This window comes from Streptomyces sp. DS1-CR2 (assembly GCF_055760475.1).
This window is the reverse complement of the sequence record NZ_CM147085.1, coordinates 876,606-894,670: the sequence shown is the minus strand read 5'-3', so window position 1 is coordinate 894,670 and position 18,065 is coordinate 876,606. Positions and strand designations below refer to the sequence as shown.

Annotated in this window: 16 protein-coding genes; 8 read left to right on the top strand and 8 right to left on the bottom strand. The window is 69.7% G+C overall.

The features are described 5' to 3' along the window. Nucleotides 1-24 precede the first annotated feature (24 nt). Entirely contained in the window at nt 25-1,611 is a 1,587-nt protein-coding gene (locus tag ACY0PA_RS04425) for an acyl-CoA mutase large subunit family protein (protein WP_473083429.1), read from the bottom strand. Nucleotides 1,612-1,732: 121 nt separating this feature from the next. Between ACY0PA_RS04425 and ACY0PA_RS04420 the strand changes: the two genes are divergently transcribed. Then, nucleotides 1,733-2,419 (top strand): TetR/AcrR family transcriptional regulator, encoded by a 687-nt coding sequence (locus ACY0PA_RS04420; RefSeq protein ID WP_473083428.1) that lies wholly within the window; start codon nt 1,733-1,735, stop codon nt 2,417-2,419. Between the two features lie 89 nt (nt 2,420-2,508). Continuing rightward, entirely contained in the window at nt 2,509-3,813 is a 1,305-nt protein-coding gene (locus tag ACY0PA_RS04415; RefSeq protein ID WP_473083427.1) for an alpha/beta hydrolase family protein, read from the top strand. A 12-nt stretch (nt 3,814-3,825) separates the two neighbouring features. On the opposite strand, the gene ACY0PA_RS04410 is transcribed toward ACY0PA_RS04415, so the two are convergent. After that, the gene (locus ACY0PA_RS04410) at nt 3,826-3,951 is read right to left on the bottom strand and encodes a hypothetical protein (protein ID WP_473083426.1); all 126 of its coding nucleotides are present in this window, start codon (nt 3,949-3,951) and stop codon (nt 3,826-3,828) included. Between the two features lie 423 nt (nt 3,952-4,374). Between ACY0PA_RS04410 and ACY0PA_RS04405 the strand changes: the two genes are divergently transcribed. Beyond that, on the top strand, nt 4,375-5,190 hold the full coding sequence (locus ACY0PA_RS04405; RefSeq protein ID WP_473083425.1) for a DUF899 domain-containing protein: 816 nt from the start codon (nt 4,375-4,377) through the stop codon (nt 5,188-5,190). A gap of 118 nt (nt 5,191-5,308) precedes the next feature. Here ACY0PA_RS04405 and ACY0PA_RS04400 read toward each other — a convergent pair whose 3' ends face one another. Next, on the bottom strand, nt 5,309-6,142 hold the full coding sequence (locus tag ACY0PA_RS04400; RefSeq protein WP_473083424.1) for an HAD-IIA family hydrolase: 834 nt from the start codon (nt 6,140-6,142) through the stop codon (nt 5,309-5,311). Nucleotides 6,143-6,383: 241 nt separating this feature from the next. Between ACY0PA_RS04400 and ACY0PA_RS04395 the strand changes: the two genes are divergently transcribed. Together ACY0PA_RS04395 and ACY0PA_RS04390 are read left to right on the top strand one after the other, a co-directional pair. Continuing rightward, complete coding sequence (locus ACY0PA_RS04395; RefSeq protein ID WP_473083423.1) at nt 6,384-7,625, top strand: 4-hydroxybenzoate 3-monooxygenase; 1,242 nt, start codon at nt 6,384-6,386, stop codon at nt 7,623-7,625. 57 nt (nt 7,626-7,682) lie between these two features. Further along, nucleotides 7,683-8,258 (top strand): phosphotriesterase family protein, encoded by a 576-nt coding sequence (locus tag ACY0PA_RS04390; RefSeq protein ID WP_473083422.1) that lies wholly within the window; start codon nt 7,683-7,685, stop codon nt 8,256-8,258. Here ACY0PA_RS04390 and ACY0PA_RS04385 read toward each other — a convergent pair. Further along, on the bottom strand, nt 8,195-8,752 hold the full coding sequence (locus ACY0PA_RS04385; protein WP_473083421.1) for a DinB family protein: 558 nt from the start codon (nt 8,750-8,752) through the stop codon (nt 8,195-8,197). The genes ACY0PA_RS04390 and ACY0PA_RS04385 overlap by 64 nt on opposite strands. A 240-nt stretch (nt 8,753-8,992) precedes the next feature. Further along, nucleotides 8,993-12,367, bottom strand: coding sequence for a pyruvate carboxylase (locus ACY0PA_RS04380; protein ID WP_473083420.1), 3,375 nt, complete (start codon nt 12,365-12,367; stop codon nt 8,993-8,995). 634 nt (nt 12,368-13,001) lie between these two features. On the opposite strand from ACY0PA_RS04380, the gene ACY0PA_RS04375 reads away from it, so the two are divergent. Beyond that, the gene (locus ACY0PA_RS04375) at nt 13,002-13,376 is read left to right on the top strand and encodes a hypothetical protein (RefSeq protein ID WP_473083419.1); all 375 of its coding nucleotides are present in this window, start codon (nt 13,002-13,004) and stop codon (nt 13,374-13,376) included. Nucleotides 13,377-13,500: 124 nt separating this feature from the next. Then, nucleotides 13,501-13,701 carry a hypothetical protein gene (locus tag ACY0PA_RS04370; RefSeq protein WP_473083418.1) on the top strand — a complete coding sequence of 67 codons (201 nt, stop codon included), beginning with the start codon at nt 13,501-13,503 and terminating at the stop codon, nt 13,699-13,701. 20 nt (nt 13,702-13,721) lie between these two features. On the opposite strand, the gene ACY0PA_RS04365 is transcribed toward ACY0PA_RS04370, so the two are convergent. The 3 genes from ACY0PA_RS04365 to ACY0PA_RS04355 all read right to left on the bottom strand — a co-directional run bounded on the left by ACY0PA_RS04365 (nt 13,722) and on the right by ACY0PA_RS04355 (nt 16,382). Then, on the bottom strand, nt 13,722-14,402 hold the full coding sequence (locus ACY0PA_RS04365; protein WP_473083417.1) for a hypothetical protein: 681 nt from the start codon (nt 14,400-14,402) through the stop codon (nt 13,722-13,724). 66 nt (nt 14,403-14,468) lie between these two features. Continuing rightward, a complete protein-coding gene (locus ACY0PA_RS04360) occupies nt 14,469-15,680 on the bottom strand; it encodes an MFS transporter (protein WP_473083416.1) in 1,212 nt (403 codons plus the stop codon). 384 nt (nt 15,681-16,064) lie between these two features. Beyond that, the gene (locus ACY0PA_RS04355; RefSeq protein WP_473083415.1) at nt 16,065-16,382 is read right to left on the bottom strand and encodes a metal-sensitive transcriptional regulator; all 318 of its coding nucleotides are present in this window, start codon (nt 16,380-16,382) and stop codon (nt 16,065-16,067) included. 191 nt (nt 16,383-16,573) lie between these two features. Between ACY0PA_RS04355 and ACY0PA_RS04350 the strand changes: the two genes are divergently transcribed. Continuing rightward, on the top strand, nt 16,574-17,944 hold the full coding sequence (locus ACY0PA_RS04350; protein WP_473083414.1) for a rhodanese-like domain-containing protein: 1,371 nt from the start codon (nt 16,574-16,576) through the stop codon (nt 17,942-17,944). The last annotated feature ends 121 nt before the right edge of the window (nt 17,945-18,065 follow it).

Here is an 18,065-nt window from a genome sequence, read left to right as displayed (position 1 = left end):
ACGGATCGAAGGGAACAGGGAGGATCAGAACGTGTCGTGGGGGACGTGCACGCCCCACACGTCGCGCAGGGCGTGGGAGACCTCGCCGACCGTGGCGCGCAGGCGCAGCGCCTCGCGCATCGGGGGCAGGACGTTGTCGGTGCCGCGCGCCGCGTCGCGCAGCGCTTCGAGGGCTCGCTCGACGGCTTCGTTGTCGCGTTCCTTGCGCAGGGCCGCGAGGCGTTCGCACTGGTCGATCTCGATCTGGGGGTCGACCCGCAGCGGCTCGTACGGCTCTTCCTCGTCGAGGGCGTACTTGTTGACGCCGACCACGGTGCGTTCCTGGTGGTCGATCTCCAGCGCGATCCGGTACGCGGACTTCTCGATCTCGGACTTCTGGAAGCCCTGCTCGATCGCCGCCACCGCGCCGCCGCGGTCCTCGACGGCCTGGATCAGCTCAAGGGCCGCCGCCTCGACATCGTCCGTCATCGACTCCATGACGTAGGACCCGGCGAACGGGTCGACGGTCTTGGTCACGTCGGTCTCGTAGGCGATGACCTGCTGTGTGCGCAGGGCGAGCCGCGCCGCCTTCTGCGTGGGAAGGGCGATGGCCTCGTCGTAGGAGTTGGTGTGCAGTGACTGCGTTCCGCCGAGGACCGCGCCGAGGCCCTGAAGGGCGACCCGTACGAGGTTGACCTCGGGCTGCTGCGCGGTCAGCTGGACCCCGGCGGTCTGGGTGTGGAAGCGCAGCATCTGCGACTTGGGGTTCTTGGCCTTGAACTCGTCGCGCATGATGCGGGCCCAGATGCGGCGGGCGGCGCGGAACTTGGCGATCTCTTCGAGCAGCGTCGTCCGGGCGACGAAGAAGAACGACAGGCGCGGTGCAAAGTCGTCGACGTCGAGGCCGGCGGCGAGCGCGGCGCGCACGTACTCCTTCGCGTTGGCGAGGGTGAAGGCGATCTCCTGCGCGGGCGTGGCCCCGGCCTCGGCCATGTGGTACCCCGAGATGGAGATCGTGTTCCAGCGGGGCAGCTCCTTGTGGCAGTACGCGAAGATGTCGCTGATCAGCCGCAGGGACTGCTTCGGCGGGAAGATGTACGTGCCCCGGGCGATGTACTCCTTGAGCACGTCGTTCTGGATGGTGCCGGTCAGCTGGTCACCGGAGATGCCCTGCTCGGCCGCGACGAGCTGGTAGAGCAGGAGCAGTGTCGAGCCGGGGGCGTTGATCGTCATCGACGTGGACACCTTGTCCAGGGGCAGGCCCTCGAACAGTGTGCGCATGTCCTCGATCGAGTCGATCGCCACGCCGACCTTGCCCACCTCGCCGCGGGCGATCGACTCGTCCGAGTCGTAGCCCATCTGCGTCGGCAGGTCGAAGGCGACGCTCAGGCCGCCCGTTCCGGCGCCGACCAGCTCGTGGTAGCGCTCGTTGGACTCCTTCGCCGTGCCGAATCCGGCGTACTGCCGCATCGTCCACGGCCGGCCGGTGTACATCGACGGATACACGCCCCGCGTGTACGGGAACTTGCCCGGGGCGCCGAGCTTGGCGTCCGCGTCGAAATCCGTCAGCGACCAGCCGTCGTAGAGCGGCTGGATGGGCAGACCGGACTCGCTCTGTGCCTCGGAACCCACGCCGGACCTCCTTTGGTACTCGATGTCATATCAACGGTACTCAGTACCGTTGACTCCGGCAAGTGGCTTCCGAGCACCGGGACAGGGAAGGATGGGCGGTCATGAGTGAGGATGGATGGTCATGAGTAAGCCAGCCGCGCGGATCCGACTCGCGGACGCTGCCTTCGCGCTCTTCGACGAGCGCGGATACGAGCAGACCACCGTCGACGAGATCGCCGAGCGGGCCGGAGTGGGCCGCACGACGTTCTTCCGGCACTACCGGTCGAAGGAAGACGTGATCTTCCCCGACCATGACCGGCTGCTCGCGCTGATCAAGGACAGGCTGGCCACCTCCAGCCACAGCACCGGCCTGATCGCCGTCTCCGACGCGGTCCGCCTGGTGCTGCTGCACTACATCGACGAGGGCGACCTCGCGCGGCGGCGGTACACACTGACCAGCAAGGTGGCGGTCCTGCGGGACCGGGAGATCGCCAGTGTGGCCAGGTACCAGCGGCTGTTCCGCGAGTTCATCGCGGACTGGATGGGTGACCCCACCGAGTCGGCGTCACTGCGCGCCGAACTCATGGCGGCCTCCGTTGTCGCAGCCCACAACCACGTACTGCGCCGCTGGCTCCGGGGCGAGACCTCCGACCCGGTGGCGGAGATGGACGAGGCCATGCGCGAAGTGCTCGCCCTCTTCCCCGCACCTTCCGGAACCGGCGAATCCGGCCACGGCGGCACCACCCTCGTGGCCTTCCGGACCGGACAGGACCTCGATGCGCTGCTCCCCTCGCTGAGGCGTCTCGTCGAGGGCGGCGCGGGGCGCTGAGCGTTCGCGGCGTGTGGGGGATTTCCCCCAACTGGATGGTCCGGCCCGCCGGATGGTGACGTGGGCGGGCCTCCGGTGAAGCTTGCGGCATGGACTCCAACGCCGGCACCAAGGCCGACATCAGCGCCGACAACAACACCGATATCGACGCCACTATGACGAGCAGGCGCCGCCTACTGGCCGCCGCGTCCGCGCTCGCCCTCGGCTGGGCGGCAACGGGCGGACCCGGCGCGACGGCGACCGCGACGGCAGCGGCCAGTACGCCCCGCATGGCACGAATGAGGCTGCCCGCGCCGACGGGGCCGTACGGCGTGGGGACCGTGGCGCTGCGGCTGGTGGACCGGGAACGCGCGGATCCGTGGGTTCCCGGCCGCAGGCGTGAGCTGATGGTCGATGTGCGGTACCCGGCCGGCTCCGTCGCCGCGCACCCGCGCGTGCCGCAGATGACGAAGGGCGAGGCGGCCGGCTTCGACCGTGTGAACAACTTCGGCGACCTGCCGAAGGGCCGTATCGACTGGAGCGCGACACAGACCTTCGCCCACCTCGGCGCGCCGCCGGACCGGCGCGGCCCGCGGCCGGTGGTGCTGTACTCGCCGGGAGTGGGTGACCCGCGCACCCTGGGTACGACCCTGACGGACGAACTGGCGTCGCATGGGTACGTAGTAGTGGCGATCGACCACACCTATGACGCGTCGGCGGTGGAGTTCCCTGGTGGGCGGGTCGAAACAACCCTGCTTCCACAGGAGTTCGAACGGGCGCTGAAAGAGGGGCCCGAGGCGGTCGTCGCTCTGATGAAGAAGACGAGCGCGGTCCGGGTGGCCGACACGCGGTTCGTACTGGACGAGGTGGAGCGGGCGTTCGCCACCGGCCGCCTGGAGCGCGCGCCCGTCGGCATGTTCGGGCAGTCGGCGGGCGGCTTCGCGGCGCTGCAGACGATGCACGACGACGGGCGGATCGCGGCGGCGGCGAATCTGGACGGGGTGATCGCCTACGTATCGAACGACCATGACGAGGGAGAGCTGTCCTCGGTGGCCCGCGACGGGTTGGACGGGCCGTTCCTCCTGATGGGCATGGACGGCAACGACCGTACGAACGTGCCGTCCTGGCGCGCGCTGTGGGAGCACAGCGACGGCTGGCATCGGGACCTGGTGCTGCGCGGCGCGCAGCATGCGACGTACACCGATGCCACGTCGCTGATTCCGCAGATCGCACGGCAGTTGGGGCTGCCGAAGGAGACGGTGACCGGGTTGGTGGGGACGGTGCCGGCCGCGCGGGCGATCGCCGCGCAGCGGGCGTATGTGACCGCGTTCTTCGACCGCCGGCTCCGCGGTCGCGCCGACGGCCACTTCCTGGACGGCCCCTCGTCAAGGTATCCAGAGGTGCGGTTCGTCTAGCCGTCCGGGGCCTCAGCTCCCGTCGACCCCGTCGGCCGTGAGGCGCTCCCGGGAAAGGGACGTGGCCTTCCCGACGGCGCGGTCGGCGTACTTCGGGATGTAGTAGAAGTCCATGTGCGTGCCGCCCTCGACGACCACGAGCTACTTCGGGCTGCGGACCCGGCCGTGCGGCTCCGTCGACATCCACAGCGAACCAGCGTCGCTGCCGGGCACGATCAGGGCCGGCTGGGCGCGCGAAGATCCCCCCGGCCAGGTGCGCCCGTTGAGTGCTTGACACGGTGAGGGGGAGAGCGGCTCGGGGTGAGCCGGTACGTGCGGGGGAGGTGACGGGGCTTCCGCGGGTCAGAACCTCAGGGGATGTGGTGTCGGCGACGCTTCGACGGACCCGGGCGCGGTGCGTCCTGGGTGCGAGTGTGAACTTGCCGGCCCGACGGGGTCCGTGCAGGCTCGGCAGAGGATGCCCCTGCCGCGATGAGTTCCGGCCGCGTCACGAGTCTGTTCTGGTGACCGTCGCGGGACGCGGTACGACGCAGCCCGGCAAGAGACACCACGGAGGACACCATGACGACCTCGCCGAGTGACCCGACCAACGTGCTGCCCGGCCGGCCGCCCATCGTCGACCTGGCCACCTGGCAGGCCGCCCGTGACGAGCTGCTGGTCCGCGAGAAGGCCCACACCCGCGAGGGCGACGCCATCGCCGCGGCCCGCCGCCGGCTGCCGATGGTGGAGCTCGACGGGAAGGTCGAGGTCGTCGGACCCGACGGCCCGGTCCCGTTCCTGGACCTCTTCCAGGGTCGCGACGAGCTCGTGGTCTACAAGCACATGTGGTACGACGGCGCGCCGCCGCAGGGGCAGTGCGAGGGCTGCACCACCACGGCCTGGTCCATGCAGGACGCCGTCTACCTCAACGCCCGCGGCGTCTCGTTCGCCATCCTGACCACGGGCCCGTGGGATGAGGTGGCCTCCTTCGTCGAGTTCATGGGCTACACCCAGCCCTGGTACTCGGTGCGCGGCGTGGACGAGCCGGTCGGCGGCGCGATGGGTTACATCACCTGCTTCCTGCGCGACGGCGACCGCGTGTTCCTCACCTACTCCACGACGGGCCGTGGCAACGAGCGGGTCAACGGGTCCCTCGGCCTGCTCGACATGACGCCCTACGGCCGCCGCGAGGGGTGGGAGGACAACCCCGAGGGCTGGCCCGAGGCCGCTGAGGCCGGCTCGCCGGTGGGTGGACATGGCGTGCCGATCTGCTGGTACTGGCGCTCGGACGCGGAGGGCAACGCCACCTGGGGCCCGACCAGCCGCCCCGTGCCGCAGTGGACCCGCCCCGACGCGACCCCCGTGGAGACGCTCGGGCGTCAGGACCGGCACCACTGACGCGCCTGCGCCGACGGGGTGGCCGACCCGCAGGGCCATCACCCCGTGTCCAGCGACATGCCTGACCACGGCACCACGCTGACCCTCTGGAAGAGCAACAAGCAGGGCCTGCTGCGGCTCAACGAGAGTCCGAGGCCAGGCGTTCGAGGAGGTCGGGGAGCGCGGCGAAGGAGTCGATCACGTGGTCGGGTGTGCCGTCGGCCGAACGGTGGGTCTCCGGACGGTATTTGCCGGTCTTGACGAGGACGCCGGTGACGCCGCCGCGCTGGGCGGCGAGCACGTCGGACTCGATGTCGTCGCCCACCATGAGCGACGCGGACGGATCGGCGCCCAGGTGGGCGAGCGCGGCGGCGAAAAACGCCTCGGACGGTTTGCCGGTGATCTTCGCCTCGACCCGGGAAGCCCGCTCGAGGCCGAGGAGGAAGGCGCCCGTGTCGAGGTCGAGCCCGTCGGCCGTGCGCCAGTAGAGGTTCCGGTGCATGGCTACGAGGTGTGCTCCGCGCTGCAGGTGGTGGAAGATGCGGTTGAGGGCCGTGTAGTCGAACTCGTCTCCTGCGCCCCCGACCACGATGACGTCCACGTCCGGCTCTGGGCCTGCGCGTTCTTCCGGCTCACCGACCAGCGTCACGCTCGTCAGATCGTCCTGGATATCACCGGAGTTGAGGAGTAGACAGCGCGCGCCCGGGTGGTGCTCCCGAAGGTAGGCGGCAGTGACGGCAGGAGCTGTGAGGATGTCGTCGGACGTGACGGGGAACCCCGCCTCCATAAGGCGTGCGCAGATCGAGGCGCGTGTACGCGAGGTCGTGTTGGTGACCAGCGCGAGGGGGAGCCCCGCGGCGCGCAGCCGCTCCATGGCCTCGACGGCACCGGGGAGGGGCTCCCAGGACACCGTGAGGACGCCGTCGATGTCGATGAGGACTGCGCGGATCGCGCTGGTTCGCTCTCGCTCCATAGGGCGACGGTAGTCGCCGCCGAGCCGAATCCGGGGTGCAAGCCGTCCGAGTCGCGCGGCGGTCCCTCCCGGCAAAAGGGGAGGAACGGAGGAACCCACGCAGCCCGCGAACGGCGGCGGTCACTGCACCCCGGCAGGTGTGACGATGACGCCGCCCACGAAGGTGTGGGTGGGGTTGAGGTCGCGCAGGGGTGGGACCACCGGCGTGACCGGGCTTCGCCCCGTGCAGAATAATGTCCGCGTGAACCCTCTTCAGCGTCCCCATGCCCCTGCTCCACAACGTGTTTCGGTAGTCGTGGTGGGCGCCGGCCCCGCCGGGCTGACCGTCGGGAACATCCTGAGACGCGACGGAGTCGACTGCGTGGTTCTCGAGGCCGAGACGCGGGAGTTCATCGAGCAGCGGCCGCGCGCCGGGGTCATCGAGGAGTGGGCGGTTCGCGCCCTGGAGCAGCGGGGCCTCGGCGAGAACCTGCTGCAGAAGGCGCAGCGCCACACCGCGTGCGAATTCCGGTTCGATGGCCGCCGACACCGCTTCGATTACGGAGAGGTGACGGGACGTCATCACTTCGTGTACCCGCAGCCCTTGCTCGTCACGGATCTGGTGCGTGAGTACGCCGACGTACGGGGCGGCGACATCAGGTTCGGCGTCCGGGACGTGCAGGTGCACGACGTCGACACCGACCGGCCATCGGTGTCGTACACCTGCCCCCAGTCCGGTCAACGGCACGTGCTTCACTGCGACTTCGTCGCAGGGTGTGACGGTGCGCGTGGCGTGACGCGGCGCACACTGCCCGACGACGAGTTCCGGGTCGCGCGGCACGACTACGGAATAGGCTGGCTGTCCCTGCTGGCCGAGGCGCCGCCTTCCTCCGACTGTGTGCTCTTCGGGATCCATGAGGACGGATTCGCCGGACAGATGCCTCGCAGTCCCGAGGTGACCCGTTACTACCTCCAGTGCCCGCCCGGCGACGACCCGGCGAACTGGTCCCACGAGCGCGTATGGGCTGAGCTGCGCCGACGGCTCGTTGCTGAGGGAGCCCCGGAGTTGGTCGAGGGGCGGCTGATCGAGAAGCGGATGCTCGACATGCACGACTACGTCGTCGAGCCGATGGCGTCCGGGCGGCTGTTCCTGGCCGGCGACGCGGCCCACCTCGTGGCGCCGATCGCGGCGAAGGGCATGAACCTCGCCCTGCACGACGCCTTCCTTCTCGGCGACGCGCTGGTCGCGCACCTCACGCAGGACGCCAGTAGCGACAGCGCCGGCCGCGACAGCGGTCTGCAGGGCTACTCGGAGGCTTGCCTGCGTCGCGTATGGGACTACCAGGAGTTCTCGCAGTGGCTGTCCGACGTCTATCACGGGTCCGCCACGGGGGCGCCGTTCCGGACGGGCACCACGCTCGCCCGGTTGCGACGCTTGTTCACCTCGCCGGTCGCGGCAGCCGCCTTCGCCGAGCAGTACCTCGGCACGGCCGAGCGCTACTGATCAGCATGCGGGAGGACGGCTGCGCCTGAGTATGCGTACTCGGCTGATGCGGAGCGGGTGATGCGTGCGGTGGCCACGGCACATCTCCGCACCGGCACCCCTGTCACCGTGCACACCCACCCAGGGGCGCGCACGGGTTCGGAGGTCAAGCGCGTGCTGTGCGACGAGGAGGGCGTGGACCCGAGCCGGGTCGTGCTCGGTCACAGCGGGGACACCGCCGATGTGGACCACCTCAGGGAACCGGCCGAAGCCGGGTTCGTGCTCGGGATGGACCGGTTCGGGATCAACCTCGAGACCACCTTCGAGGCCCGGGCCGAGACGGCGGTGGAGATGTGCCGACGGGGGTACGCCGACCGGATGGTGCTCTCGCAGGACGCTTCCTGCTACATCGACTGGATCGACCCCGCGGTCATGCCCTTGCTCCCGCAGTGGCATTACCTGCGCATCGCGGACGAGGTGCTGCCCTACCTCGAACGGCGCGGGGTCGCCAAGGAGCAGATCGACACCATGCTCGTCGACGTCCCCCGCCGCTACTTCGAGGCCGGCGCGAAGGGCTGGCACGCAGCGGGTCAGCCCATCGTCTTGGCCCCGTCGAACGATTCGCGGATGATGTCGGCGTGGCCGCAGTGCTGAGCGGTCTCGGCGACGAGGTGCATCAGCACCCGGCGGGCCGACCACCGCCCGCCCGGCTCGGACCACGGGGCCTGTGGCAGCGGCCACGTGACATCCAGGTCGGGCAGAGTGGCGACCACATCGTCGGTCCGGCGGGCCTCCTCCGCGTAGGCCGCCAGCACACCGTCCAGGGTCTCACCGGGCAGCATCCGGAACCCTTCTTCCCGACGGGCCCAGTCGGCCTCGGTCATGGACATGAAGTCGACCGTGGTGGAAGGGCCGTTGAGGATGAAGTCCACCCAGGTCCGCTCGACCTCGGTGACGTGCTTGATGAGACCGCCCACGCACAGCGCGCTCGCGGTGGTCTGCTTCCCGGCCTGCTCGTCGGTGAGGTCACGGGCGGTGAAGCGCAGGAAGTTCCGCTGCTTGTCCAGCGCCTCCAGCCACTCGGCACGCTCGCCGGTGACGGCCGGGGCCACTGCCTGGTCCTGGGTGTCCAGCTCGTTGACAGCCATGGTTACGCCTCCACATGTTTCTGCTCCGTCGGACAACAACCACGCTATGGCCTATGTAGGTCAGGTCCTGTCCTAGACGGCCCGCTCCCGGTGATGCGAATCGCCCGCTCCGACAACGCGTAAGCCCCGGGCAGTCGCAGTGCGACTGGCCCGGGGCCTTGGCCTTGAGAGATGCGGGGGAACTGCCCCGGCATTCCTCAGCGACGCACAGGTCAGGGATCAGGCGTCGGGCGTCACGCGTCAGGCGAGTTCGACCAGGAGGTCGCCGCCCTCCACCTGCTGGATCGCGTTGATGGCGAGCCGGGACACCGTGCCACCCTTCGGGGCGGTGATGGAGGCCTCCATCTTCATCGCCTCGATCGTGGCCACCGTCGCACCGGCCTCCACTGTGTCGCCCTCGGCCACCGCCAGCGTGACCACACCGGCGAACGGCGCCGCGACGTGGTTCGAGTTGGACTTGTCCGCCTTCTCGGTCACCGGGACATCGGACGCCACGGAGTGGTCCCGTACCTGGATCGGTCGCAGTTGACCGTTCAGAGTGGCCATCACGGTGCGTACACCGCGCTCGTCCGCCTCGCCGATGGCCTCCAGCTCGATGAGCAGCCGGACGCCGGGTTCCAGGTCCACGGAGTACTCGCGCCCGGGGCTGATGCCGTAGAAGAAGTCCTTGCTGGCCAGCACGCTGGTGTCGCCGAACGCCTGCCGGTGGCTCTCGAAGTCCTTGGTCGGCCCGGGGAACAGCAGCTGGTTCAGCGTCGACCGCCGGTCCTTCGCGAGTCCGGCGCGCTCCTCGGCGGACAGGTCACGCATCGGCTCTGGTCCGGCGCGGCCCTGGAGCGCCTTGGTGCGGAACGGCTCCGGCCACCCGCCGGGCGGCATGCCCAGCTCGCCGTGCAGGAATCCGATGACCGAGGCCGGGAGGTCGAACGAGTCCGGCGCGGCCTCGAAGTCCTGCGGCGACACACCGGCCCCCACCAGGTGCAGGGCGAGGTCGCCGACGACCTTGGACGAGGGCGTGACCTTCACCAGGTGGCCGAGGATCCGGTCGGCGGCGGCGTACATCGCCTCGATGTCCTCGAAGCGGTCGCCGAGCCCGAGCGCGATGGCCTGCGTCCGGAGATTGGAGAGCTGGCCGCCCGGGATCTCGTGGTGGTAGACGCGACCGGTCGGCGAGGACAGGCCCGCCTCGAACGGCGCGTAGATCTTGCGCACGCTCTCCCAGTACGGCTCCAGATCGCACACGGCCTGCAGATCGAGGCCGGTCGGCCGTTCCGAGTAATGGGTGGCGGCGACGATCGCCGAAAGGGACGGCTGCGAGGTGGTGCCCGCCATCGAGGCCACCGCCCCGTCCACCGCGTCGGCCCCGGCCTGGATCGCCGCGAGATAGGTGGCCAGCTGACCGCCCGCGGTGTCGTGCGTGTGGATGTGTACGGGCAGATCGAACTCCCTGCGCAGCGCGGAGACCAGCTTCGCCGCCGCAGGCGCGCGCAGCAGCCCGGCCATGTCCTTGACCGCGAGCACATGGGCGCCCGCGTCCACGATCTGCTCCGCGAGACGCAGGTAGTAGTCGAGCGTGTAGAGCTTCTCCGACGGGTCGGACAGATCGGAGGTGTAGCACAGGGCGACCTCCGCGACCGCCGAGCCGGTCTCACGCACCGCGTCGATCGCGGGCCGCATCTGACCCACGTCGTTGAGGGCGTCGAAGATACGGAAGATGTCGATACCGGTCGCGGCGGCCTCTTCCACGAAGGCGTGGGTCACCTCCGTGGGGTACGGCGTGTAGCCGACCGTGTTGCGGCCGCGCAGCAGCATCTGCAGGCAGATGTTGGGTACGGCCGCGCGCAGTTCGGCGAGCCGGTCCCACGGGTCCTCGGCGAGGAAGCGCAGCGCGACGTCGTAGGTCGCGCCGCCCCAGCACTCCAGCGAAAGGAGTTGAGGCACCGTCCGCGCCACGGCCGGCGCCGCGGCGAGGAGGTCCTTGGTACGGACACGGGTGGCGAGCAGCGACTGATGCGCGTCGCGGAACGTGGTGTCGGTGACGCCGATGGTGGGTGAGGCGCGCAGCCACCGGGCGAAGCCCTCGGGTCCGAGCTCGGTCAGCTTCTGCTTGGAGCCCGCGGGCGGTTCGCCTTCGGGCAGCCGCGGCAGCTTGGTGGTGGCGTCGATCAGCGGGGGCCGCTCGCCGTGCGGCTTGTTGACCGTGACGTCGGCGAGGTAGGTGAGCAACTTCGAGCCGCGGTCGGCCGAGTGACGTGCCGTCAGCAGATGCGGCCGCTTCTCGATGAACGACGTGGTGACGCGTCCGGCGGCGAAGTCGGGATCGTCGAGAACGGCCTGGAGGAAGGGAATGTTCGTCGACACCCCGCGGATACGGAACTCGGCTACGGCACGCCGGGCCCGGCCGACCGCGGTCTCGAAGTCCCGTCCCCGGCAGGTCAGTTTGACCAGCATCGAGTCGAAGTGGGCGCTGATCTCCGTACCGGCATGGGTGGTGCCGCCGTCCAGCCGGATGCCGGAGCCGCCCGGGGAACGGTAGGCGCTGATCTTGCCGGTGTCGGGGCGGAAGCCGTTGGCCGGGTCCTCGGTGGTGATCCGGCACTGCAGCGCGGCGCCGTGGAGGCGGACGGTGTCCTGGGACAGGCCGAGGTCGTCCAGCGTCTCGCCGGCGGCGATCCGCAGCTGCGCCTGGACGAGGTCCACATCGGTGACCTCCTCGGTCACCGTGTGCTCGACCTGGATCCGCGGGTTCATCTCGATGAAGACGTGCTGTCCGGCGGGGTCGAGGAGGAATTCCACGGTGCCCGCGTTGCGGTAGCCGATCTGCCGGGCGAACTTCACGGCGTCGGCGCAGATCCGCTCGCGTACCTCAGGATCGAGATTCGGCGCGGGCGCCAGCTCGATCACCTTCTGGTGGCGGCGCTGCAAGGAGCAGTCGCGCTCGAAGAGATGGATGACGCGGCCCTCGCCGTCGGCGAGGATCTGCACCTCGATGTGCCGGGGCTCGACGACGGCCTTCTCCAGGAAGACGGTCGGGTCGCCGAACGCCGACTCGGCCTCGCGGGCCGCCGCCTCGATCGACTCGCGCAGCGTCGCCGGGTCCTCCACGCGCCGCATGCCGCGCCCGCCGCCACCGGCCACGGCCTTGACGAAGACCGGGAATCCGAGATCGTCGGCCGCCCGGACCAGCTCGTCGACGTCGGTCGAGGGCTGCGAGGAGCCAAGAACCGGGACACCGGCCGCGCGGGCCGCGGCCACGGCGCGCGCCTTGTTCCCCGTCAGTTCGAGCGTCTCCGCGCTCGGCCCGACGAACGTGATCCCGGAACGCTCGCACGCGAGCGCCAGCTCGGGGTTCTCGGACAGGAAGCCGTATCCGGGATAGATGGCGTCGGCGCCCGCCCTGCGCGCCGCACGGATGATCTCCTCGACGGAGAGATAGGCCCGTACGGGGTGCCCGGCCTCGCCGATCTCGTAGGCTTCGTCCGCCTTCATCCGGTGCAGTGAGTTGCGGTCCTCGTGAGGGAACACCGCGACCGTTCGAGCCCCTAGCTCAAAGCCGGCGCGGAACGCCCGGATCGCGATCTCTCCGCGGTTGGCGACGAGCACCTTACGGAACATGCGCATGTCCTTCCGTCGCCCGGAATGGGCGAACTGTCGGGTTGCGGGGCGTCACGCTCCCGGATCATGCCACCTCTGCAGTCAAGACATCCAGGTGCACTACGTCACATGCTGCAGCGCCGGGTGACGATGCGCCGACCGGTTTGCCCTCCCGCTTACCGACGTAGTGCCCGGACGTGTGGCCGCCCCGAGCCGCGCTCCGGACCGGGCAGCTCCGGACGCCGACAGGAGAGCCCCAACTCGCCGAATTCGGCACGATGCTGATGAACCTGTGGAATCTCCGTCACGCCGCACCTCCGGGGATGCGGGTACTCGCCGTCCGCCGCAACATGAACGGTAAGTGAGCCATTCACATGAAGGCATCACGAAGAGCGCACGCAATGGGCACACTGATGTGAGGTGTTCGACGGTGAAATGGATCCCGCGCTCGCACATTTGGGCAAGTTGCCGATTACCTGGCCATATTTGGGATATTCCGATGGCCGTGTAACGCCACGGCGGTTGCGTGACGCAGAGTTGTACGGGCCCGCGCGACGCCTTGTATGTGTGGTGCGGCAGGCGATTGCCTGAGGGAACCAGAGGCGATGTGCGCTCCTGCCTCGGCCTGCAAAGTGACGCGTCAGATTGGATTCCCGTGAGCAATACCGACCCGATGGCCGGACACCACCCCTACGACCAGTACCAGCAGCCCCCACAGCCTCCACAGCGCCCACAGCGCCCTGAGCGGCGCGAGGGCGGTGCTCGACGGGCGGGGCTGGTCATCCACACCATCGCTGACATTGCCGCGGTGTTCCTGGGTCTGTGGATTCTGCTCTACCTGCTCGAAGCCAACCAGGACAACGTCTTTGTCGAGTTCGTGCACGGAACGGCCGACTGGCTGGCCTGGTGGTCACAGGATGTTTTCACCATGGACACAGAAGGCCTTCGCGTTCTCCTCAATTACGGTCTGCCGGCGGTGATTTACCTGCTGGTCGGGCACGGGATCGCCGCGCGGCTCAACCGCGTGTGACCGCGATCAATCTCGCATTACCGGCCGGCTCCGAGTGAACTGTCGGCCCCGCCTCGTTCGGCTCCGAGCCTTTCGGGAGCCGAACGGACCATGAGTACGACAGATACCGAGAAGGACCAGTCCTGTGAATCTCAGCTCAACGGGAAACGACCATCTGCCGGTCTACGAGAGCCTGGTACGCGAACGCGGTGACGTCGTGGCGGAGGCCCGCCTGGTGGCCCAGGAGGCGCAACACCAGATGGCCTACGCGCTCAACGGTCATGGTGGGGTCCGGCCGACGACGCCCGATCCGGCCGGACACCCCGGGCAGAACGACAGGCCTTAGGGTGTCGGCGGGCTCCTGATTCAGCTCACGAACTCCCGGTCGCCGTAGTGCACTTGGGCCGTCTGCCAGTTGATACCTAGCCTGGCCGTGAACTCCCGGGCCAGTGGCAGGTCGGCGAGCGGGGCGATGAGGATGAGCCTGCCGTCGACGGTGACCGAGCCGCCGCCGAGTCTGTCGCGGGCCACCGGATCCGCGACCAGCTCGTCATGCAGCCGGCTCGCGCTGACGCCGGCCGCCTCGATTTCGAGTGCGTCGGTCTCCGGCGAGGTGGGCGGCAGACAGCGGAAGGTGAGCACGGACTCCTGGTGGTAGGTCTTGGCGATGACGCCGGCGATGTGGTGGAGCCCGTCACGGCCGACCCTGTTGATGTCGAACTCGCGTGAGCGCTCATAGGTGGCCTGCTTGAGGTCGCCGGACCAGAAGACTCCCTCCAGGAGCTTCGAGGCGGCGGGCGTGGCCCCGTTGGCGCGGATGATCCCGCGTACTTCGTGGTCGAAGTGTGTGAGACGGGTGTGGAGCCTGGGGTCGTCCGGGTCCGTGATGACCGCGGTGTTGTTGGTGGCGAAGAGTTCCGCCGTTGGGCAATCAGTGGCGGCGGAGCTCGCGGCCGGCGAGCTTCCGGCGCCCGTGAGTCCCAGTGCCAGGGCGACGACGGTTGCGGCCATGAGACGCAGCTGCCGCCGCACGATGGTGATCTTCATGGGTTGGTCAACGACGGGGGCCGGGCCTCGTTGCGGCAGTTACGCGATCACCCGGTGTCGCGGACTCTACGGGCCAGGGTGTGCATGCTCAGGTGTCGTACGGCGTAGCCGCCGGACGAGATAGACACCCGCGGTCGACACCAGCACCGCCATGACCGCGATGAACACCAGCCCGGCACCTTCCAGGCCGATCGGGCCCGTCAGGACTCCGACGCCGATGACCGGTACGGAGATGCCCGCGTACGCCACCACGAACAGCGTGGAGACCACTGACGCGCGATGGTCCGCGGGAGACGCCTCGGCCACGGCGCCAAGCGCCGCACGAAACGCCAGTCCCTGCCCCGTGCCGCCGACCAGCGCGCTCAGCATGACCAGTACCAGCAGGTCCCACCGCAGCGCGCCGGCGAGCAGGGCGAGTCCGGCAAGGAGCCCGGCGCAGCCCAGCGGCAGGGATCGCTCCATCCCGACCCGGGTGACCGCGAGTTGGCCCGCGGTCGAGGCGAAGAAGGCGAGTGCGACGACCAGGCCGCTCACGGCGTGGTTGTCCATGTCGAGGGACTCGGCGAGGAACGCCGGACTGACCGAGGTGAACACGCCGAACAACGCGAACCCCACGAACGAGGCGATCGCGGCGGGTCCGAACACCGGCCGCACCTGCGGGGGCAGGCTCGGCCGCTGCGGCCGTACGGTGCTCAGCGGCCGCCGCTCGGCCACGGTCTCCGGCAGCCACAGCAGGACGGCGGCCGAGGCGGCCACCAGTGCGAGATGTACGGCGAAGGGCAGGTACAGCGGCCAGTCGGCGTACTGGGCGAGCAGACCGGCGAGCAGCGGACCGCACCCGAGCCCGCCCATGTTGGCGGCGGTCGCCACGAACGTGGCGCGGGAGCCACCGCCGTGCGGCGCCAACTCGATGACGTACACGGTGGCTGCCCCGGTGAACAGCCCGGCGGCAAGCCCGGAGAACAGCCGCCCCGCATACAGCCAGCCCAGCCCGGTGGCACTCAGGAAGCAGACGGCGCTGGCCGCCGCGAAACCCAGCCCCCACAACAGCACCGGTCGCCTGCCCAAAGCGTCCGATGCGTTGCCCGCCAGCAACAGCACACCGATGACCCCGAAGGCATACACGGCATAAACGACGGTCACCGTCAGCTCGGAGAACCCGAACTTGTCCTGGTAGAGCCCATAGAGCGGGGTCGGCAGGGTGGTGCCGGCCATACACACGGCGAATACCGCGCCGGCGAGGGAACACATACGCCATGTTCGGCGATCACCGTCCATGGCGTCGACAGTAGTTCCGCCGGCCCGCCCGGCACAGGTACGGCGTGGCCCACGTACGGGTGCCCCCCAGTGCTACGGCATGTGCAATTCCGGCGTCCCGGTGCGAGGCGTGTCGGCCCGTCCGGTCTGCCGCGGGATCAATGGAGCCCAGCCTGGCGAGGCGAGAGCAGTACATGTCGCCCTGTCCGGCGATGGCTGCGCCCAGCTCGCCCCGGGCACGGGCACGGGCACGGGCACGGGCGCAGGCAGCCAGGCGTTCGCTGTGGGGTGCCGCACCGTCGCGTCGGATCAGCCGGTCCAGGGCCACGCGGGGCGAGGTCTTCCAGCACGGGAAGCCCTGAGGCCGTGTCAGCGGCGATGACGCGCCCCCAGGCGGGACGTGAGTCAGGCCAGCGTGAGGAAGAGCTTTTCGAGCTCTGCCTCGTTCATGGCGGGGGTGCCACCGTCCTCGGTGGCGGTCAGGCACTCGCGCATGCGGCTCGCGATGATTTTGAAGCCGGCGCGGTCCAGCGCACGGCTGACGGCTGCGAGCTGCGTGACGACGTCCCGGCAGTCGCGGCCTTCTTCGACCATCGTGATGACTCCTGCCAGCTGCCCCTGAGCCCGCCGCAGGCGGTTGAGCACTGCGCGGGCGGAGGCTTCGTCGTGGGCGGTGGTGGCCGCAGTGCCTTGGGCGGCCGGGTTCGGCACGGTCGGGGTCATCCGTTGGGCTCCTTGGTGAGTTGGACGAGCGCGTGGTCCAGTCTGCCCGCTGCCTCGTTCCGGCCGGTCACGGTGTCTGTGCCCCCGAGTCCGGATGAACGGGGCGAATCTCCTCCGACTATACCCCCGGGGGTAATCTGCTACGGTGAAATTAATACCCGGGGGGGTATCCAAGAGGAAGTGGGCCGCACGTGTTCTTCGTCGACACCATCGAGACCGAGGGTCTGGGAAACCGGCACTACCTGGCCGGGGGTGCCCGGGCCGCCGTGGCAGTGGACCCGCCGCGTGACATCGACCAGGTGATCGCGGCGGCCGCGCGCCGCGGCGTGCGCATCACGCACGTGGTGGAGACGCACATCCACAACGACTACGTCACGGGCGGCCTGGCACTGGCCCGTGTCACCGGCGCCGCCTACCTGGTGCCGGCCGCCGCGCAGGTCTCCTTCGCCCGCGTCGCCGTCCACGACGGCGATGTGATCGAGATCGACCGGGGACTGTCCGTGCGGGCCATGGCGACCCCCGGTCACACCCCGCACCACACCGCATACGTCCTGGAGGAAGCCGGAACGCCGGCCGCCGCGTTCACCGGCGGTTCCCTGCTGATGGGCACCGTGGGCCGCCCCGACCTGGTCGAACCGCGCCTCACGGCGAACCTGGCCCGCGCCCAGCACGCCTCCGCACACCGCCTCGCCGCCGAGCTGCCCGACGACACCTCGATCCTGCCGACCCACGGCTTCGGCAGCTTCTGTTCCTCCGGACAGGCCGCGGGCGAGGCGAGCACCATCGGCCGCGAGAAGGCCGTGAACGCCGCCCTGGTCCAGGACGTCGACTCCTTCGTCGCCGGTCTGCTGGCCGGCCTGGAGGACGTCCCCGCCTATTACGCGCACATGGGCCCGGCCAACTCCGCCGGCCCGGACCCCGTCGACCTGACCGCCCCCCGGCGCGCGGACGCCGAGGAGATCAGCGTGCGGCTCGCAGCAGGTGAGTGGGTGGTGGACCTGCGTCACCGCGTCGCGTTCGCCGAGGGCCATGTCGCGGGCTCGTTCAACTTCGAGGCCGACGGCAAGATCGCCACCTATCTCGCGTGGATGATCCCCTGGGGCAAGCCCGTCACCCTGCTCGCCGAAACGCCCCAGCAGCTCGCCGACGCTCAGCGCGAACTGGTCCGCGTCGGGATCGACCGCCCCGCAGCCGCCGCCACCGGCGGCCCGTCCGACTGGCTGCGCCCCGGCCGGGTTCCTGCCTCGTTCCGCCGGGCGGCCTTCGCCGACCTGGCCGCCGAGCTCTCCCGGGCAGAGGTGCCGCCGGTGGTCCTGGATGTGCGCCGCGACTCCGAGCGGGCCGGCGGGTACGTCGAGGGATCGGTCCACATTCCCGTACACGCACTGCACCAGCGGGTCGACGAAGTGCCTGCCGGGCAGGTGTGGGTGCACTGCGCCGGCGGCATGCGGGCCGGGATCGCGGCCTCGCTGCTGGACGCGGCCGGGCGGGACGTTGTCGCCGTCGACGACGGCTTCGACCGGGCGGCAGAGGCCGGTCTGACCATCCGCTCCGCTGCCTGAGCCCCCTGATCGACACCGAGAGGAGTCCCAGCCCCGCCATGCCCACATTCCGTCCCGGTCCCGCTCCCGGTTCCGGCCCCGATACAGGTCCCCGTCGCGTCGGCGTCGTGGAAGCGCACCA